We start from the raw sequence: 19,804 nt of genomic DNA, 5'->3' as shown, positions 1-19,804 counted from the left end.
GTTTAAATTATTTTCGTATCTCTTCTTTTATATCCATATAATTAAAAAGCTCTTTCTATTTCTGTCATTAATTTTTCGGGTCCTGCCCCTTTATTCGATGGAATAACTAAAGCGATTCCTAATTCTGGATATATGGCCGAGCGAAAACTGACGCCTGGATCATATCCCATTACATGATATTTGAATACCTTGTTTTCTCGTGTTTCAATCCATATTCCATATCCGTAAGATTGTTTATCATTTACTTGAATGTGGGGAGTTAAAAGTAACCTTGTATATTCCTTTCCTAAAATTTCATTATTAAATAGTGCCGCCCAAAATTTCAGCATGTCTGGTGCAGTAACATATGCACCTCCATCAGCTCCTCCTTTTATTGGTATAGAGTAGATGTTTGTTCTCCAATTTTGGTTGGTTTCGTCCTTTATATATCCTAGAGCTGTATGTCTTGGTAATCTATCTAACGAAAAATAGCCAGAATCATTCATACCAACAGGATTAAAAATGTTTGTTTCTATATACTCCGTGAATTTAAGTCCCGTCTGTTCTTCTATTATTAATCCAAGTATAATAAAACCTGCGTTGTTGTAGTGAAACTTATTTCCAGGTGCAAACATCATATTATTGTTTTGAAATAATGGTAAAAAGTCTTTTACGCTCTTTAATAGATACATAGGTGTTTGTTTCCAAAGGTCTTCGAAGTTATCCATAATACTTTCATCAAAATAATCTGGTATACCAGCACTATGCGTTAGTAGTTGATGTATTGTAATATCTTCATCGAAGTTTGGAAATTTTATCTCTAGACAATCTTTTAATTTTGTATGAAAAGAAATAACACCTTTTTCAACAAGTTGACAGATGCCAATTGCAGTGAAGATTTTACATCCTGAGGCAATGCCAAATCTTGTTTGTATCGTATTGTTTATACATTCACTTTGGTTTGCGTAACCCAATGCTGTTTCATAGACTAAATCTTTTTCTTTTTTTACTAAAACTACTCCAGAGAAATCTATTTTCTTTTGTATTTCTTTTACAATTTTATCAATTTCATCTTTTGTTTTTATCACGACAACCACCCTTATCTTTCGGTATTGTTCTTTCCTCATATTAATTTTTCCATATAAAGAGGAAAGAACCCTCTTATTAAATACGATAAATTGTTAATGAGAACACAAAGTTCATTTCGAAGTTATCCCGTTATTTATGAGCAGTAAGACCCCCATCTCAAAATTCAGTAGAAGCAAAGAAATGAGGTGGGGGCCCTGCTGCCCGTAAAAGCCCGATTGGTGAGGGCTAATAATCAGCGGAGGATGCCCCCCCTGATTAAAGTTTCACTTTATTGATTCAGTAGAATACAACTTAGATTGTGATGGGAATAAAGTAAACACACACAAGACGATAGTAATAAATAACATGATCAATGAACCTACAATAACTACAAGTTGTATAGAAATGAACTGAGTCGCAACACCAGATAATATTGTAATAAAGATTGTTACTAACGCAATAACAAGTCCATATATACTCCCGATCCGTCCCATTATATGAACGGGAACGTTATTTTGGTAAAATGTATAAAATCCTGTATTTGCATATGCCATAGAGAAAGATAAAATAAAGAATCCAATAGCAGCTATTAAAAATACATTTGAAAAAGCATAAATTATATAACCAATTGCGATGAATAATGATCCTATTCCAATTAGAAATGAAGGTGCTAATTTCTTTGATAAAATTGTATTTGTTATGGCACCTAAAATAAATCCTGCACCAGCTATACTAACTAGAAAACCGTATTCACTATCTGTTAGTAGTAATACCTCTTTCGCAAACGATAGTTCAAGTGAATCAGTAGCAGTTGCTAATACGAACATACTTTGAAATAAGAAATACACACATACGACATACACATGTTTTCTACTAAAATTTATAACAGTGTTCCAATCTTTTTTTAATACTGTAAGTGATAATGTATTACTAGTTGTATCCGAATCTTCTTTCTTATCAAGATTCGGTAAAAGTAATGTAATGAATCCTGATAAGAGAAATGCTATAGCATTTATATATATAGCATACTCTGGTGTACTCGCAATTAATAAAACCCCCGCTATCGCTGGACCAATTAAAAATGCACCAGATCCTATTAAACTGCGTAATGAGTTGAAACGTTGTCTTTGCTCTACTGGAATTAATTTCGTCATATACGTCATAGCAGTTGGCTCATAAATTGCACTGGCCATACTTATAAAGAATACGAATACATAAACAATCCAAAGTGACGGAAGTAAAGGTAAAATAGCGATAAATAACGCACGATATATATCGAGGTGAATCATTAAATTCCGTTTATTTAAACGATCAATCATACTCCCAGACCAAGCGTTTGTAAATAAAGTGGCTAATGGTTTTATTACATATAAAGTAGCAACAGCTAAGGCTGAGCCACCCATATTATAGACAAGTACATTCAGTGCTATTAAGTAAATCCATGCCCCTAAATTCGCAATACCAACTCCGGACAATAGTAATAAAGGATATTTCCAATCTTTAAGTAAATTTTTCATTTTTGGCCCCCGCTTTCAAAATTGTTTTACAACAATAAAAAAATCCCACCCCCAAGACTTTTAATCTTAGGGACGAGATTTATCATCGCGGTGCCACCCTAGTTTGTTAATATGTCACCATACTAACCTTATCAGGTACTGCATTCTAATTCATGCTTATACCATAGCTCTATAACGGGAGCTCCCGTCACACCATCCCCTAATAATAGGTTCCGATGTGCTGCTCAGAGGCTTGGTTCAATAAAGAATTTTTACTCCTTTTCAGCTACATGGAGCTCTCTGTGAAAAATTCATTTTATTTACTCTTCTCTTCACTGCATTTATTTTTTCCATATTATCACATATAAATTTAACTGTAAATAAACAATAATCAGATATTTAATAACGTGTCACTGTTAGTTCTTTTATTTATTATTTTTTCTAAAAATTACGGTGCGTGAAATTACTCGCAACTCTAAAGAAAGAGCTATTTGCATATAGCTCTTTCCAAATGCCTGGATTAATTCGTATTCGCCTCTGTTAACGGTTGTAACGGCGGTTCTAATTCTAGTTCTAGTGTATCTCCTTCATGTAAATCTTGTCCTTTTTCAATACTTTGGCTCGTTACATAACCCGTACCAGAAGTTTTCAAATCTAATTTCAAAAGCTTAGAGAAATACATAACATCACGCATGGACCAACCTTTTACATTTGGCATTTGTGCGTTATTCCCTAATAAAAATATACGATCACCTTCACTCATTACCTCGCCAGACTGTGGATATTGTTTTATTATTTTTCCTTCTCCTAAAATTACCGGCTGTAGCTTCTCTTTTTCTACACTTTTCTCTGCTGTACCCATCGATTGATTTACATAATTTTGTACTTTTAATTGAGATTGTTTCGCTGCATCAGCTATTTGTTTTTCGGTATACGGTTTCACCTTTAAATATTCAAGGCTGTTTTTTATAACAGGTTTAAATATTTCAGCAAGAGGCTGAGCTCCATACTCATCTCCTTTTAACTTTGGCTGCTTAATAGCTAAGTATACGATTAACTCCGGATCATCAATTGGAGCCATTCCTAAAAAGGAGAAAATGTAATTCTCTTTCCCTTCCATATATCGGCCGTTTTCAGGATTCGGGATTTGTGCTGTTCCTGTCTTACCTCCAATTGGATAACCATCCACTTTATACATTGTACCAGTTCCTTTTGAAGATGTTATAACACGCTCCATTAAGCTTCTAACCTTGTCCGCTGTTACTTTTTTTATCGGATTCCCAATTTCTTTCGGTTGATTTTCCATAATAACTTCTTTGTTTGTTGGATTTACAACTTTATCAACGATATATGGTTGCATCATTTTCCCGTCATTTGCTATAGCAGTAGCCGCTTGGATTAATTGAATCGGAGTTACTGTAGAACCTTGACCAAAAGAAGTTGTAACCTGTTGAATTTGCGTATTTAATAATAAAGTATTTTTACTTTCTCCAGGTAAATCTATTCCTGTTTTTTGATTGAATCCAAATTTATTCATATATTGCTTAAATTTATTTGGTTTCAGTAACTGATCTTCTAAAATAGAAAAAGCTACGTTTGATGACCTTTCAAAACCTTCATCAAATGTAATTGATCCCCATCCAAATCCACCATTATGATCTTTTATATCAGATGAACCAACGGAATATTTTCCAGATTGAAAATATTCTTTGCCGTTATATACACCTTCATTAATGGCAGCCGCTAACGTAAAAACTTTCATTGTTGAACCTGGTTCATATGCATTTGCAATCGGATCATTTAAAAAGTATTCGATATCACCTACATTAGGATTGTAACTAGGTTTACTAGACATCGCTAAAACCTTTCCTGTTTTTGGATCAGCAATAATGCCAATTAACATAGAAGGATCATAATGCTCTTGTGCTTTGTTCATCGCTTCTTCTAAAAAGCTATTAATTTGTTTATCAAGCGTTAAATACACGTTATTCCCATTTTTAGCAGGTTCTACTTTACCTATATCATTTGTAAGCGGAATCCCCCTTCGTGTACCCACATATTCTATATTCCCGTTTGTCGAGCGCAAATATTTATCCAAACTCTTTTCAAGCCCAAACTTTCCTTCCGTATTCCCTTTATCATCTGGTCTAGCAAAACCCAGTATATAGGATGCAAAATCTTCATTCGGATACACTCTTGCTTTTTCCGACATAAAAGATACACCTGGTATTTTTAAATCGTTAATTTTTTCCTTCGTTTCCCTAGATAAGTTCCGACCAATTTTCCCAATTTCAACTTGCGTACGCCCTTCATGAAAGTTTTTTAATACTTCTTCTTTATCAATTTCAAGCACATCGGCTAATTGTTGTGCGGTTTCATCTTTATTTTTCACTTTATCTTTTCCTTTTAAATTCACAACAACTCGATATGTTGTAGAATCTTGTACTAACACCTTTCCCGTTTGGTCATAGATAGTGCCACGATTCGCTTCTAAAACACCTTTTTTATTATGTTGTTCATCCGCGAGGTCCTTTACATTTACATTATGCACGACTCCTACTGCCTGAATATAGACTATACGCAAAATCATAATAAGAAACAAAACAATAAAAGCAATCATCATATATCGAGCGCCTTTATTCGTTTGAAGTTTTTGCATACTTATCTCCTCTCTTTTGGAATGGATTCGTACGAAGATGCGTTTTATAATTTGTAGTTTTTGTTTACGATACTATATGTTTCGAAGTTTTCTTTTTAATTCCTTTAAAACAATACGAAACTAACTATTGTTATTTTTTGTTTTTGTTTTATTTCATTAAAATACGGTGCGTGAAATTTCTGAATATTAACTTCACCAAAACTTGATTGCATAGCACTCTAAACTCTTTTCTTATTTACTATAAAAAGTTCCCCTCTGGATTTCCAAAGGGGAACTTTTTATAAGAAAATTATGCAATATGGTTATATTTTGCTAAGAAAGGAATTCGTCTCGCTACTAATGCATACATTTTGAATACGAATTTCGCTATTGGTTCAAACATACGTGTACTTTGCATTACTAAAGCACTCGTAATAAGTGTTAAGAATGCTGCACCAAGTATATCTAAAGGATAATGAACACCTACATACATACGTGATATACCGACTAACACTGCCCATAATAGCGCGATATATTTCAGTTTTTCTCCTCTAAGAATAAATACGAAGGCGATTGAAAATACAAGTACAGAATGATCACTAACAAATGATGAATCTGCTGCATGTGGTACTAATTGATGTACATCATGTGATACGAACGGACGCGGATGGTAATATACCGCATGTATAAGAACATTTACTACTAATGCAATAATAACCGAAAGCGTCGTATATAAAACTGTATATTGTTTTCTAATTGCATTCTCTTTCTTTCCATTATTAAACCATAAGATAAGCATAAATAAAATGGCTACGTATGCAGCACTATTTGTAATTGCAACCATTATCGTATCTAATAGTTTGGATGAATCAGCAAAATTATTAAACCACTGAAATACTGTGTAATTCATAATACTCTCTCCCTACTTACAAGTGTTCTTGATTTACACAGTATACAATACCATTATGAAAATGGGCTTAAACTTTTCTCATCTAATTCTCATTTTACTATTACTCATGTGACAATTATAAAGCAAATTTTATACGCTATTTATATATAAAGTTCGTAAACCTTTATAATAAGGCGATTCGTATTTTTTTCATGTTTGGAATACATAACATGTTCATTTAAATATACTAATTGCAAAATCATATTTTTTAATTCATTTGAAGTACAATATTTCCAAATTGTTCTCCATGTTCCATACGGCTAAGTGCTCGAATTGCCTCTTCTAACGAGTAAACTTTATCAATAATTGGTTTAATTTGATGTTTTTCTATAAACTTTATCATCTCATTAAATTCCTCACGGCTACCCATGGATGTTCCCATAATATCAATTTGATTGTAAAATAGCGCGCGTAATGGTAATTCAATTTTATCTCCTGAGCTTGCACCAAAATTCACGATTCTTCCGTTTGGTTTTAATACATCAAAATATTTCAAAAAAGTTGCTGGACCTATACTATCTATTATTAAATCTACTTTTTCACCTTGTAAGCTCTCTTCCCAATTTCCGGCACTATGAAAAGAAATATCTGCACCATATTTTGCAGCAAGTTCCCTTTTATTCTCTACCCTTGAAGTAACACTCACTTTTGCGCCAATTGCTTTCGCGAATAACATGGCAAATGTAGCAACACCACCGCCTATTCCCGGAATTAAAACGTGTTCGCCGCACTTCAATCTCCCTTTTGTAAAAAGCGCCCTATATGCAGTTAATGCGGATAAAGATAAAACACCTGATTCTTCCCAAGTAAGATATGACGGCTTTTCTACTACATTTTCAGCTGGTACAATTACATATTCAGCAAACGTTCCATCTTTCGGTCCACCTAGCACTTCCGGTAACTCCGGTACTTCAGTAGCATGTTCCCATCCAATACTAGGATTAATAATAACTTCTGTATGTAGTGTAATATTTGAAACTCCTTCTCCTATTTCTGTAACAATTCCTGATCCATCTGACCCTATTACTAATGGTAGACCCATTTCTTTTCTATTATTTATAATAAATAAATCCCTATGATTTAACCCTGCAGCTTTTAACTTTATTTTTACTTCACCTGCATTAGGACTTATCTCAGGTGAAAATTTATATTCTAACCCCTCTAATCCTTTTTCATATTGATGTACAATAGCTTTCATTGCTTAATTCCCCCTTAATATTTCCAATGTACTAGAAATATCAAAATAAATAAAATAGTTTGCCTCCAATAATTAGAAATTATATATTTTGTTATGAAAAAAATCCCCTCCCTATAAAAAGTATAGGAAGAGGTTTCAAAACTAGTTAGATCAGAATCTATAAATTCATTGAGTTCTAGCCAATTCTAATATTTTTCGAATAAACGGCGCTTTTGCCTTTGTATATGAAACACGATCAAAAGCATATGTAATAGCAAGCCTCTCTTTTAATTCTCTATATTCTTTACGTGCCCATTTATGGCATATTAGAAAGTCGCGAAATAAAATATTGTTTCTCCACTCGTCACTATTATAAATATAAACATGCAAATGATGAGTACCTGCTCTCCATTTTCCCTTTCTAAAAAAACGCCAATTCGTTGCTTCTTTTGGGACAAACTCATATCCAATTTCCGATAGAACTTCAATCCAGTTTTCAGTAATTTGTAAGTCTGTTACGCCAATCATCATATCAATAAGAGGTTTAGCTCCTAATCCTTCTACTGCTGTGCTCCCTATATGTTCAACAGCGATTATTTCTTGTCCTAACAAGGAACAGAATTTCTCTTCTTCTTTTATATACTCTTCAACCCAGTCTTTTTGATACGGTTTAATAACAATTTGTTGATCCATTATACTCACCTCTCTATAAGTGTTTATCATTATATTTATAAAATTTTATGTTGTTAGCATAGGATTTCCATAAAATATGTCGAATAGTGGAATGTACAACTTAATTATATTAAATGTGAGGTAATCTATGAAAGATAATTCCGTCGAAATTCAGTTAAATAACGTAACATTCCAATTAAAAGAATATCATAATTTTGATTGGCTTATTAAATTAGGGACCGTATTTGCAGTTTTTGACCAACAAGATTCAGGGAATATAAGTTTTGGTGTAGAAAAAGATGGGCATAAGAAATTTATCAAATACGCAGGAGCACAAACAATTACATATGAAGGAACAACGGGTGATGCTATTAAAAGGCTAAAAAATTCAGTTACTATCTATGAAGATTTAAAGCATGAATCGCTCATAAGACTAATTAATCATTTTCCAGTCCAATCTGGATATGTATTAATTTTCGATTGGTTTGATGGTGAATGTCTTCATTCGCATTGGAGTTTCCCACCTCCTGAAAAATATAAAAATCCAAACTCACCATTTTATAAATTTAGGCATTTATCTGCTATAGAACGAATTCATTCCTTACATTCCATTTTTTCTTTCCATAGTTATGTAGAAAAGAAAAACTATGTAGCAATAGATTTTTATGACGGTAGTATTTTATATAATTTTAATACAAACGAAACAAAAATTTGTGATATAGATTTATACAGTAAGAAACCTTACATAAATAGAATGGGCCGGCTATGGGGTTCCTCCCGTTTTATGTCACCAGAGGAATTTGAACTAAACGCAACAATTGATGAAAGAACAAATGTATTTAATATGGGAGCAATGGCTTTCTCACTTTTAGGCGGTGAAAAAGATCGTTCTTTTATAAAATGGGAAGCAAGTAAGGAATTATATGAGGTAGCGTATCGCGCTATAAATGCCAATCGAGCAGAACGGTATGCATCAGTTATAGAATTCTATGAAGCGTGGTTAAAAGCGGCTAATGCGGAAAGGGTATAACCCTAAATTATTAAAAGAAATATAGAGTTTATACTATTGTCATGTATATTAAAAATAGTTTTATGAGCGTTTCGTACTAGTGTGTTCTAATTGATTATGGCTATTATTGAGGAAGACATATCAGCGATAATTTATGTCTATTTTGTATAAGTGTTAGCAAGTTCGTTTGCAAACTTGTTAGCACTTTTTTGTTTAAATAATTCACACATTCTTTCTTTACATACTGATTATATTTCCAATTGTGTACTAATGTGTGAGTTTAACTCCCTATATTTTAAACAAAATGGATGGTACAGGGTAATGACAATATACATATTTCTTTTTCCTTCTATTGCAATTTTTGAAAAGGCCTATTCTCTCACATCAGGCTCTTTTATTTATAAAAAAAAGATTATTTTATGTAGATTACTATAAGCATCCATAAAGCCAAAGCACCAATAATAGCGAGTACTATACGTGTAGATAGTATCCTTACTTCAAAGTCTGTTTTCTTGGAGAGTTCAGGATATGCAATTATGTAAATTCCCTTTAATAATGCAAGCCATGCAATAACCGTTAGGAATCCCTGCCAGTTGAATCCCCATACATTATGTAGAATTACAGTACCTAATCCTAGGAAAATCGATAGAAAACCATATATAATACCAAACCCTCTGTCTTCAACCACTAATTTTTTCAAGTCACGTAGCACCGATGGACGGACGAAAAGTATTCCCGATACGATAACCGTCATCCATCCCCAGAACAGCCCTAAAAAAGAACTAGTTTCCATTATTATTTCACTCCTCTCAATTATATTTATATTTCAGATATTCCTTCCTTTAGAACAACTTCAGCACTTTTATGTGTAGGTTAAAGTCTGCTCTTTTTTAATATAAACATTCCGTATTCAATGTCCATACTTAATCACACCATTTCTCTAACTTTTATAAACGACGTACTCCTTTACGATCAATGTTCATTCTCCCTTTTGATTAAAATAGCGCTTTTATTAAAAGTTTCTATCTTTACATCATTCCCTATCCGCTTCTACTGTGCCAAAGCTTGTACTATTTGCATACGCTATTAATAAGTAAGAAGATAGGAGGTGTAAATAGAATGTCTTGCATTATCACAGGGTTAACTCAGCCACTTTGTTTAACTCTTATTTATAATATTTCTAACGGTAACCTTGTATCCTCCTCCGTTGAGTGCGGATCATGTTCACTATCAACAGAATTTGATTATGATAGTAAGAATCTAGTTATTAGAGTGCCATTTACTGGTGAAGGTACACTTGTATTTAACAATAATTCCGAAGCAAGTTGCGTCACAACGAATATAACTCAACCTTAATCAAATCTATTTATTCTTAGGGAAAAGTAGAATTATACTTCTATCCCCCCTTCTCCCTCCTTTAATAATGTAAAACTCGCATTGATAATTCAAATAACGATTTTGTTTCAAAATTGCACCATCATAAAAAAACATACATAAAATAGGATGTGAACCTTTTTTTCAATATACATCTTAGTCATAGGGCGCTTTAAAAAGCGCTCTTTAGTTTTGAAATAAAGAATTTGTTCGCTTTTTTGTTACATTTATGAAACATTCATATGTTATCTTCAGTACGTTCTTTTCTCTTTATAATGCCGTGTGGGATATGCTCAGATTTGAAGCCCTAGCCCCCTAAATCTAGGACTTCTCTATTCAAATAACGTTTTTATTTATATTTAATCCCCCCTTTATCCAAATAGATTCAAAATTATCTATTTAGCATATATAATACTTTTAAATAATTTAAATTCTATACATAAGTAATGGAGGCTTTAAAATGGGGAGTGTCCCAAATTTAACACCACAACAATCAATCTCAAAAAAACAAATGAACCCTAATAAGAATCAACAAACGAATAAAAAGCTAAGACGTCGTCTGTTATTAACACTTGCTTTTATGCTACCTATGGTTATTTCCATTCAAATCTGCATTTACAAACAAGAAGATATGATTCAAGAAAAACAAATTACAATTAATAAAGAAAAGAAAAAATTGTCTGAATTAGAACTAATAGGACGTTATTTTGAAAACGATGTTGAAACTTTAACAGAGAGCGAAGAAGGTATTTTAAAGTTCGCAAGGAAACTATATGGATTCTCCAGACCTAATGAAACTATATTTCAAATAGCTGAATAACTTTTCAATACATAAGCGATTGTCATGAATTAAGGAGTGAGTTAATGATCATCGCTTTTTATCAAAATTCTATCAAATAACTATTTTATTAAAACATTTCACCTTTTAACTGGACAAGCATATATTATTGTATGGAGTCATCCACTCATAGAAATCTACCTTTCTTGTCCAAGAGCACGCTTATATGCGTGCTCTTTTTGAATGTATATAAAGACTTCACATACATTAGAAATATACATACAATACTCTTGATCATCTCATTATTTTCATTGAGTATCATTTTCACTACACTCCTTGGTCATCAAGCGCCTTTCTTCCAAGATACTCTTTAATTTTAAAATAACGCTTTTATAAAATTTCATTGCTAAATTCCTCACTTGTCCATTTCACCTTGTTTAACATCTAAATTTACTATTCTAATTTCTTACCTAAACCTAAGAACGAGTACAACTATTCTTCATAAAGCTCAGTATCTTGAGTTGCACGAAATTCCGACACAGGTACATATACATTGTTAAATTAATTGACTAACGTACTTGCGGTATAAATGTTTGCATTATGTTCTAATAATTTCAGGTTATATTCATTATGATTGAATCCAATGCGGTTCCCTAATGAAGCTATAAAATGGAATCCATCTACATATTCCATTAAAATGACTTCTTTTTCACTAGGACCTTTATTACTCCAATGCTTAAAGCAACTTGTTTCATTTGCAAGCTCTCCAATTTCAAGTTGTAAAGCAAGGATTAAATTGTAAAATGATTTTTCCTCTTCCTATTTAGCAAATCCCTAATCCTATAGGACGATTTTTAATTAAATCCTGGTCGGCTTGATCTATTACAAGGAGAGAAACCTCTGCTTGGTTACTTTTGGATTAGTTTATGTCTTAATGTTAAAAGCACATGCTCCAAGATGGTTAGCTAGTGTTTTAGAAACCACATGTACTATTGCAGCTATTTATCAAACGCTTTTAATTTTTTTCCATGAACACAGTAAAAAAGAGGCCCTATGGTATTATCCTCTATAGGTAGACAGTAAAAAAAGAGTCCATCACTCATGTTACACAGTACGAAAATTATGAGTAACTGTATAGGGATACCACCAGCATTTTGCAAAATAACCTACGCTATGCGGAAAAATAAAATAAGCTGCCCATATGGACAGCTTATTTACATAATTATCGATTATTGGTAGTTAATACATCTAGAAGTCTACAAAAATATCCTCCAGTTAAGTACTCTGGAGGATATTCATATTTACATAATTATTCTTAAAAGAAGCCACACAAAATGAAACCTCTTTAGCTCCCAAAAGCTTTACTCTTATCTATTGATAACTGTACATCGTCTTGCTCCTCTACAGATTAAACGCTCGGCTTCTCTTAATGAAATTGGAACAAGTACAGCTTCATCAACATCGTCTTCTACATCAAAAACCGCAAATGCTTCCCCACCCACGATTAAAACACAAATGAATTCTACTTCTAAATCATCATGAGACCTAGGAATACAATTAGAAATAGTACAACGTTGAATACCCCCTGCTAACAATGTTCTAGCTTCTTGCTCAGATATTCGAATAAAAACAAATTCCTCTATAGCTACATTTCCAACTTCCACTTCAATTTCTACTAGAAGAAAGAATCTGTTTCTAATTCTCACTATACAATTTGCCCCAATTGAAATAATATCTTCATTCATTCTTTTCACCTCCTTTAATACTATATAATTCATAAAGAGGTGAAATGGTGTGGACAAGCAAACAAAAAAGTTGTTTTTTGAAATGTGAGACATCAGTTAACAACTATCATCAAAAAAACAGAAAAAACAACCTACACGACAGGTAGCTTTCTCTGTTTTTAGCCTGTATACAATATTCAAACCCAGTTAACATAACGTCTCATTATCGGTAGCAATGAAAAGAGGAAACCGTATGCTTTGACATCCCTATTTCGTTATAAACCATATAATCACATACGTCCTCTTCTTCTAAATAACGTTTCTAAATAATATCTCTTTGAATGCTTCCTGCACGTCCGTTCCCTAATCGATTTAGAAACTGATCAATACGACATTTCTTTCAAGCCACTCTTCTCGTTTGCTCTGTTGAATATTTGCTATAGCAACATCTTCTAATGGTTTTCCAACTGCATGTGTAGGACCGTGCTCACGTATTTCATAAGAAGGAGTGACTTTCATTTCCTTACGCATCATCCCAAGTTTCCTATGTATACGTATGCTTTCCAACACACCTTCTAATTCTTCTTGTGTCGCTGTTCTATCAATTTTTGGTAAGAAAGATAATTGTTTAGTCATGTAAGACCACTCCTTTTTATGTTTTAATTACTTTTGTCTTAATGCCCCACGTCTTAGTTCATAACAAGGTCTATGCATCCCCATTAAATCCTCAATTTCACAAGTGCTAAATTTCTCTTTTCGTTTTTTCTTCTTTCCTTACTTAGATTTCTTTTTCCATTCACGTAACTGATCCTTTAACGCCTTCATTTCTCCATCTCCCTTTTCAAAATAAAAAGACCACCTATTCCTAAAACAGCCTTACTTGCTGCTTTAATGAATTGGTTTCCTTTAGTTTTCTAGCCTGACTGTATTTATTTTGTGATAATTGACTGTATGAAAAGATTCATCCATGCTTTATCTAATCTTTCTTTCTCATATTTTTGTATAGCTTTTGTGCGACGAGAAATTGCTTTTTTTAATTTCTTCTTCTTTAAATTATTCAATCCTCTCACTCCTTCTTACGAAACACTTTTACTCTCCATTTTTGGGTGTTTTCATTAATTTAATACCTTATTACATTCAAAAAACTGATTGAATGTGAATGGTACCTATTTAACTTCAAAAGGATTATTTTGTTCAGTTGTCTCCATTACATACAATAAACGTGCTTCATGATATAATATTTTCTTTTACATAAATTAACTATTTTTTATAAAAGAAAATATTATGAAAAAATCGATTATCGCTATCATGTATTGTTCTCTTTTAACAACATTTTCTTATTTATCTATTAAAACTGTACTTTTATCCGCTACTACCTCTACTTCATTCCCTAATCTTCATTTCTTTGTTAGCATGTTCGGATTAACCTTTGGCAATTGACTATTCGTATTTGGAATACGAAAATATATTTTGTTTGCCACGGAAGATGAAAAAGAACGCCGAAAACTTAAAACCATGTTTTCTATCATTTCAGTTTTATCTTGCTACGCTGCAACTCTGTTATTTTTTATTTAATTCAGTCTACAGTTTGTATATATACTATTTCTGCCCCCCCTGAATAAAACCCACTATTCCGTTAATAATGTAAATACAGTTTCTGATTTCCCTTAATACCCGAGGGCTTAGCAACTAGTTTTTATTAGCTACTCTTTTATTTAGTTACTGCTTCTGTTTCTTAAAGAAATTCTTTAACTATATTTCCCTAATAAGGACAAATTCTTTAATCCGTCTCGAATAAAATAAATAATTTGGCATATAATATCTATGCATCTAGATTTTTTACCTCTGTATGGAGCAGTTAGGCTGGGCTAACTGCTCTTTTATTGAATAAATTTCTAAAAAGTGTTAATAATATAACTACACCAAGGTTGAGTACGAATGACCATTTCGTTATTCTTATTCACTAGGGCAGTTAGCTCTTGCAGCTGCCTTTTTTTAGTTTACCCGAATAAAGTTTCAAATTATGTCCCATACTATAAATGAGCTCATACAGCTTGAATTCGCAGTGACCTCTGTAATGTTCTTTCCCTTTCTCTGAGGGATGAGCAGTTAGCGCTTGTTAACTGCTCTTTTGTATTGAGCAAATAATAAAATTTTGTTCTTATTTCTTTTTCAAGCCACATACTTCATACCTACTCGTTACGCTCATAAGAGTTACCTCCTATCTGAAAGTGCACTGATGCATGGTGCTCTTTTTTAATTTCCTTATTTCTACAAAATGAAATTATTATTAAGTTGCACCCACATAACATGTTGAGTTTTGTGCATACTATAACTGTAACTTAAAGTTACATATCCAAACTTGTAGGGCCTAATTTCTTTTGTACAACAAGTAGTTAGCTAATTAGAGCTGGCTGCTTTGTTGTGCAAAAGAAGATTTTTATTTCTCAACAACCATTATTGGAATTAAAATCCCAATAATGGTAATATGAAAGTAACTTTCAGTCATAATTTTTAACATGTCAAATGTTATTCCCTTTTAAAAGGTCCTGTGTCAATCAGGGCCTTTTAAACTTGCTCCCTATTAAAATAGCTTTTTTATTTAAATTCACCTTTTTTTGAATTTGAATTTACTAATACTTTTGTATTAAAATCCACTAGGATATTTATTTGAAATTTATTTTTGGAGGCTTTATGAATAATCAAAACAACAATGAAACAAACAAAATCAATAGACTATTGGCAAATTCCCTAGTGTTATCACCACTATTAATACCTATCTTGGTCTCTTCAGTTATTATTATTGGAATGAAACAATTAATGCCTAATGAAATTGAATACCTACGTTTAATGTCATTATTGACATTATGTATTGGATTTTTCATAGTTGGGATCATCTTCTCTTTCGTACTACGCGTATTCAAACTATCTGAAGCAAAGCTAAAAGAATTAGGTTTCTTAGGGTTTACAATTTCAATTGTTAGTACCTTCCTGCCAATGTATGTCGGATATTTTTGGCTAGTAAAACTTAATTTCACAGCAGTGCAATTAACACCACATGCCGTGTTAATCTTTGCGATTTTATCTACAATTCTTTTAGAGACATTATTTAAACTGATTGATAAATTTGATACAACTTATGCTAATGAAACACTTGAATAGATATTAAAAAGATTATCTCAGAGCACATATAAACATGTACTCTTTTTTTCTTGTTATGAAATACAGATTTTTGTATAAAACCACACCTATCTAAGAAACATACATACAATATGATATGAACCCTTTTTTCAAAAAAAGATTTGATTATAAAGCACCTTCCTCCCAAAGTGCTCTTTTTATTTGTAAATAAACATTTTGCTCAAATATACTCAAAACATATGTATTTACTAGGATAAGCATTATACTAGAGCAAGAATTATTTTATCCATGTTTATAAGGAGGGGTTTTTATTAAGACAACTTTAATTTCCCATTTCTACAATGAAGAGTATCTACTCCCATGGTGGCTAATGCACCATACAAAACTATTTGATCACGGTATTCTTATTAATCGAGGATCTACTGATCGCTCAGTAGAAATATGTAAATTATTTGCGCCTCATTGGGAAATCCGAGATTCAAAAGTATTAGAGTTTGATGCTATATTAGTTGATAAAGAGATAATGGAAATAGAAAAAGAAATTAAGGGGTGGAAAATGGTTTTAAATACCACTGAATTTCTTTGCTGTTTTGATAAGGAAGCCTTTTTCTCATCTCTTATCACTTTAAGGAAAAACATGTATGCTATTAGGACTATTCTGATGGTAGATGACCCTACTCATGGTTATTCCAATCCGAGATACGGAATTCCCCTTGTCAAACAGCGTTATCATGGGAGAATACTCCACCCTACTCCACCTGCCCCTTACTACGGAGGTAGACTAATCCACAATTATTCGCATGGTAACTATATAGCCGGAAGGCATTGGTCAAATCATTCCTTTATCGTTTACATGTGCCCTGCTTTCGTTTTAAAATTCTTTTACAGTCCATGGAACATAGCTATGAAAAATCGAAAATTACAAATTGGTCCAACCCTTTCTAAACATAGCATACAGAAGGGCTTAGGTACGCATCACCTAGTTACACTAGCTGAATTAGAAACAAAATATAAATTCTTTGCAAGTACAACTGTTGACCTTCGATTAATCCCAGAATATCAAGTTTTATTCCCAGATTTATGTTTCCCTAACCATTAATACATCTAAAAAGAACATTTTGGAACTCCCTATGCAACCCTTGCTTTTGAGTGAGAACCAACTCTTATTAAAATAGTGTTTTTGTTCAAATTAACGACCATAAAATTAGGCAAATTTACCAGTATTTTTACCGGAAAAATTCATGATATGGTTAATTAGTCGAGTACATCATTACTTGGCACTTACCCTTAGAAGCCCCGTCGACAATCGGGGCTTCTTTTATCAATATATATTTGTCAAAATAGTTAGTTGAGTGTTAAAATATCATAGATTCTCCTTAGGGAGTTTTCATGTAATTAAACAAGAGTTTACAAGTTCTCGAATCTTAGCCCCTTGGAGCGCCCTTCAAGGGGCTGAACTAATTAAAATAACGATTTTGTTCACTTTTTTGATACATTTATGAAACATTCATGTGTTATCTTCAGTACATTCTATTCTTTTTATAAAATCGTGTGAGATATACCAACACAAGAAGCCTTAGGGCCCTAACTCTAGAGCTTCTTCATTTAAATAAAGAGTTTGTTTGAACCCATTCACCAATTTCATACTTTTACATACTTTAATACTACCTTTCTGTATGATATGAGTTCGTCACTTTCGTTATAATGAGGTATAAAGAGTGTTCCTGATTAGCGCTCTTTTTTATTTGTTGTTAAATAAGGATTTTTTTAAAATTTCTTTAACCTTATTAATTCATTTGCATACAGTATTATCACAAGAAATTCAATAAGTGCTCCGGTCTAGTTACCTTGAATTTCTTGCAAACCTTGTGGAAAGAATCCGTTTATAACAAACGGGTTCTTTTATCTATTCACCTTTTAACTGGACAAGCATATGTTATTGTATGGAGGCATTCACTCATAGAAATCTACCTTTCTTATCCAAGAGCACATATATTGTGCTCTTTTTTATGCCCAAATAACTATCTTATTATGTTTCCTAACTTACAGTAATGTCCTTAAAAAACATTCATATATATTTATCAGATACACTTTGAAGTCACAGAGTATCAAATGCCTTTAAGAGTTGACTGACCACCAATATTCGACTTATCTTTAAAGACTTATTAAAAATAATTTAGATACAAAAAAGCTACGTTTTATATAGGATAAAAAATTATCTTACGCAAAGGAGCTTGATTATTTGTGAATTACCAAAATGATAATAACTCAAACATTCACAAACCTTGCACTTGTCCATCCCCCACGGCTAACAGTTTAAATGTTGTTCAAACTACCCCATCAATAGTCTCTGTAAATTCTGCGATTCCACTAGATACCGTGGTAAATTCTAATGGTACGGCAATCTCATTCACACCACCAACAACTGTTTTACTTGAAGGTGGAAGAACCTATTTGGCAATCTATGAAGTGCAAGTTATCATTCAACCAGGAGGTAATTCGGCAGGTATCACTATGTACCTTAATAATAATCCAATCATTGGCTCTGGTACTTCTCTGGGATATACTGCAGGATTCACTTCTGTATCAGCACCCGCTATTTTCACTACACCTTCAGGTATAACAAGTACTCTTACTGTTAATGTAGGACCATATTCTAATACATTAAATACGTTGGGCTTAACTCTTGCTGTTGTAGCGTTAACATAATAAAATCTAGTTCTCTCTAAAATAATTTTCTTTGTTCTTTAACTGCGGTTTTGAGTTAGCCCCTAAGAACTCGCTATAACTACATATAAAAAAGAATATTATCTGGATTGATAGTACTGGGTGACTCGGCTGACACAATTACCAAGTCACTTATTTTTCTATAGTAAAATAACTATATCATTTGAAATTTGCACATATGCTAGAAACATATATAAAATAAATTACTGCTACATTTTCACTTAATCTGAGTCTTAGTCAAAGAGCGCTTTCCCGGACGCTTTTTTTCTGTTCAAATAAGAATTTTATTTGAATTTTATAAAACCTCTCTTTATCCAGATAGGTTTAAAATTATCTATTTAGCATATATAATACTTTTAAAAAATTTAAATTCTATACATAAGTAATGGAGGCTTTAAAATGGGGAGTGTCCCAAATTTAACACCACAACAATCAATCTCAAAAAAACAAATTAATCCTAATAAGAATCAACAAACCTCCGCTTGGTTACTTTTGGATTAGTTTATATCTTACTGTTAAAAACTCATGCTCCAAGATGGTTAGCTAGTGTTTTAGCAAACACATGTTGTACTTTTGCAGCTATTTATCAAACGTTTTCAATTTTATTTCCATGAACACAGCAAAAAAGAGGCCTTATGGCTCTTTTTTTATTCCTTAATAACAATCTAAATATGATAAAATATATCCATCTCTCATATGTACAACAATATAATTTTCATAGCAGTAAAATTACAACAAGACTTATACACCATTGCTCAAAATAAAATGAAGGAGTGTTTTAAGCGGAAGGACATATTCGAAAAAGAGGAAATAAGTACCGTATCTTTATTAATATTGGTCGTGATCCAGAGATAGGAAAAAGAAGCCGAAAAAGATATGAAGGGGCTTTTGTGGAACCTACTAAGCTTAGTTTAAAAGACTATATGGTTCAGTGGTTAGAAATTAAAAGGGTCATTATAGAAAAGAATACCTATGTTTCTTATAATAGCAATATAACCCACCATGTTATACCTAGTATAGGAATAATTGCACTTCATAAATTAAATGTTATGCACATTCAAAAATGCTATAA

Annotated in this window: 16 protein-coding genes, 4 pseudogenes and 1 other annotated feature; of the genes and pseudogenes, 8 read left to right on the top strand and 12 right to left on the bottom strand. The window is 32.4% G+C overall.

The annotated features are described in order from the left end of the window. Window positions 1–41: 41 nt before the first annotated feature. The 6 genes from DN404_RS16900 to DN404_RS16875 form a co-directional block, all read right to left on the bottom strand. Entirely contained in the window at window positions 42–1,067 is a 1,026-nt protein-coding gene (locus tag DN404_RS16900) for a serine hydrolase domain-containing protein (protein ID WP_000598050.1), read from the bottom strand. A 264-nt stretch (window positions 1,068–1,331) separates the two neighbouring features. Then, window positions 1,332–2,564 carry an MFS transporter gene (locus DN404_RS16895; RefSeq protein ID WP_149215265.1) on the bottom strand — a complete coding sequence of 411 codons (1,233 nt, stop codon included), beginning with the start codon at window positions 2,562–2,564 and terminating at the stop codon, window positions 1,332–1,334. 65 nt (window positions 2,565–2,629) lie between these two features. Next, window positions 2,630–2,888 (bottom strand) — a binding site (T-box leader). 175 nt (window positions 2,889–3,063) lie between these two features. After that, complete coding sequence (locus DN404_RS16890; protein ID WP_149215264.1) at window positions 3,064–5,202, bottom strand: penicillin-binding protein; 2,139 nt, start codon at window positions 5,200–5,202, stop codon at window positions 3,064–3,066. Window positions 5,203–5,491: 289 nt separating this feature from the next. Continuing rightward, the gene (locus tag DN404_RS16885; RefSeq protein ID WP_001110119.1) at window positions 5,492–6,091 is read right to left on the bottom strand and encodes an undecaprenyl-diphosphatase; all 600 of its coding nucleotides are present in this window, start codon (window positions 6,089–6,091) and stop codon (window positions 5,492–5,494) included. 247 nt (window positions 6,092–6,338) lie between these two features. Then, a complete protein-coding gene (locus DN404_RS16880) occupies window positions 6,339–7,328 on the bottom strand; it encodes a zinc-binding dehydrogenase (RefSeq protein WP_149215263.1) in 990 nt (329 codons plus the stop codon). A gap of 165 nt (window positions 7,329–7,493) precedes the next feature. After that, window positions 7,494–8,000, bottom strand: a complete 507-nt coding sequence (locus tag DN404_RS16875; protein WP_149215262.1) for a GrpB family protein — start codon at window positions 7,998–8,000, stop codon at window positions 7,494–7,496. 127 nt (window positions 8,001–8,127) lie between these two features. Here DN404_RS16875 and DN404_RS16870 point away from each other — a divergent pair, with 127 nt between their 5' ends. Beyond that, window positions 8,128–9,009 (top strand): protein kinase domain-containing protein, encoded by an 882-nt coding sequence (locus tag DN404_RS16870; protein ID WP_149215261.1) that lies wholly within the window; start codon window positions 8,128–8,130, stop codon window positions 9,007–9,009. 391 nt (window positions 9,010–9,400) lie between these two features. Here DN404_RS16870 and DN404_RS16865 read toward each other — a convergent pair whose 3' ends face one another. After that, the gene (locus DN404_RS16865) at window positions 9,401–9,781 is read right to left on the bottom strand and encodes a hypothetical protein (protein ID WP_088344385.1); all 381 of its coding nucleotides are present in this window, start codon (window positions 9,779–9,781) and stop codon (window positions 9,401–9,403) included. Between the two features lie 326 nt (window positions 9,782–10,107). Here DN404_RS16865 and DN404_RS16860 point away from each other — a divergent pair, with 326 nt between their 5' ends. Continuing rightward, window positions 10,108–10,344: a hypothetical protein gene (locus tag DN404_RS16860; RefSeq protein WP_088344387.1), complete on the top strand. Its 237-nt coding sequence runs from the start codon at window positions 10,108–10,110 to the stop codon at window positions 10,342–10,344. Between the two features lie 478 nt (window positions 10,345–10,822). Continuing rightward, window positions 10,823–11,182, top strand: a complete 360-nt coding sequence (locus DN404_RS16855; RefSeq protein ID WP_088344389.1) for an FtsB family cell division protein — start codon at window positions 10,823–10,825, stop codon at window positions 11,180–11,182. A 453-nt stretch (window positions 11,183–11,635) separates the two neighbouring features. On the opposite strand, the pseudogene DN404_RS16850 reads toward DN404_RS16855, so the two are convergent. From DN404_RS16850 to DN404_RS16830, 5 genes and pseudogenes are all read right to left on the bottom strand, one after another. Continuing rightward, window positions 11,636–11,959, bottom strand: a pseudogene (locus tag DN404_RS16850) (dUTP diphosphatase); the annotation flags it as partial. A gap of 4 nt (window positions 11,960–11,963) precedes the next feature. Further along, window positions 11,964–12,056, bottom strand: a pseudogene (locus DN404_RS30990) (helix-turn-helix domain containing protein); the annotation flags it as partial. Window positions 12,057–12,507: 451 nt separating this feature from the next. After that, a complete protein-coding gene (locus tag DN404_RS16840) occupies window positions 12,508–12,885 on the bottom strand; it encodes a hypothetical protein (protein WP_001001284.1) in 378 nt (125 codons plus the stop codon). A gap of 229 nt (window positions 12,886–13,114) precedes the next feature. Beyond that, window positions 13,115–13,500: pseudogene (locus DN404_RS16835) on the bottom strand (ArpU family phage packaging/lysis transcriptional regulator); the annotation flags it as partial. A gap of 293 nt (window positions 13,501–13,793) precedes the next feature. Beyond that, window positions 13,794–13,925: a DUF3983 domain-containing protein gene (locus DN404_RS16830; RefSeq protein ID WP_113304801.1), complete on the bottom strand. Its 132-nt coding sequence runs from the start codon at window positions 13,923–13,925 to the stop codon at window positions 13,794–13,796. Between the two features lie 1,633 nt (window positions 13,926–15,558). Between DN404_RS16830 and DN404_RS16820 the strand changes: the two genes are divergently transcribed. From DN404_RS16820 to DN404_RS16805, 5 genes and pseudogenes are all read left to right on the top strand, one after another. Continuing rightward, window positions 15,559–16,026, top strand: a complete 468-nt coding sequence (locus DN404_RS16820) for an epimerase (protein WP_113304841.1) — start codon at window positions 15,559–15,561, stop codon at window positions 16,024–16,026. A gap of 349 nt (window positions 16,027–16,375) precedes the next feature. After that, window positions 16,376–17,104 (top strand): glycosyltransferase family 2 protein, encoded by a 729-nt coding sequence (locus DN404_RS16815; RefSeq protein WP_242285304.1) that lies wholly within the window; start codon window positions 16,376–16,378, stop codon window positions 17,102–17,104. A 1,145-nt stretch (window positions 17,105–18,249) separates the two neighbouring features. Next, window positions 18,250–18,714 (top strand): hypothetical protein, encoded by a 465-nt coding sequence (locus DN404_RS16810; protein ID WP_043924670.1) that lies wholly within the window; start codon window positions 18,250–18,252, stop codon window positions 18,712–18,714. 417 nt (window positions 18,715–19,131) lie between these two features. Further along, window positions 19,132–19,212 (top strand): annotated as a pseudogene (locus DN404_RS31330) (septum formation initiator family protein); the annotation flags it as partial. Window positions 19,213–19,553: 341 nt separating this feature from the next. Next, window positions 19,554–19,804: tyrosine-type recombinase/integrase (locus tag DN404_RS16805; RefSeq protein WP_472926809.1), on the top strand; the 251-nt coding region annotated here is incomplete at its 3' end.

Origin of the sequence: Bacillus sp. TE8-1 (assembly GCF_008368855.1) — a bacterium.
Classification (GTDB): domain Bacteria; phylum Bacillota; class Bacilli; order Bacillales; family Bacillaceae_G; genus Bacillus_A; species Bacillus_A cereus.
The sequence above is the reverse complement of the archived record's forward strand: the minus strand, read 5'-3'. Positions and strand labels throughout refer to the sequence as shown.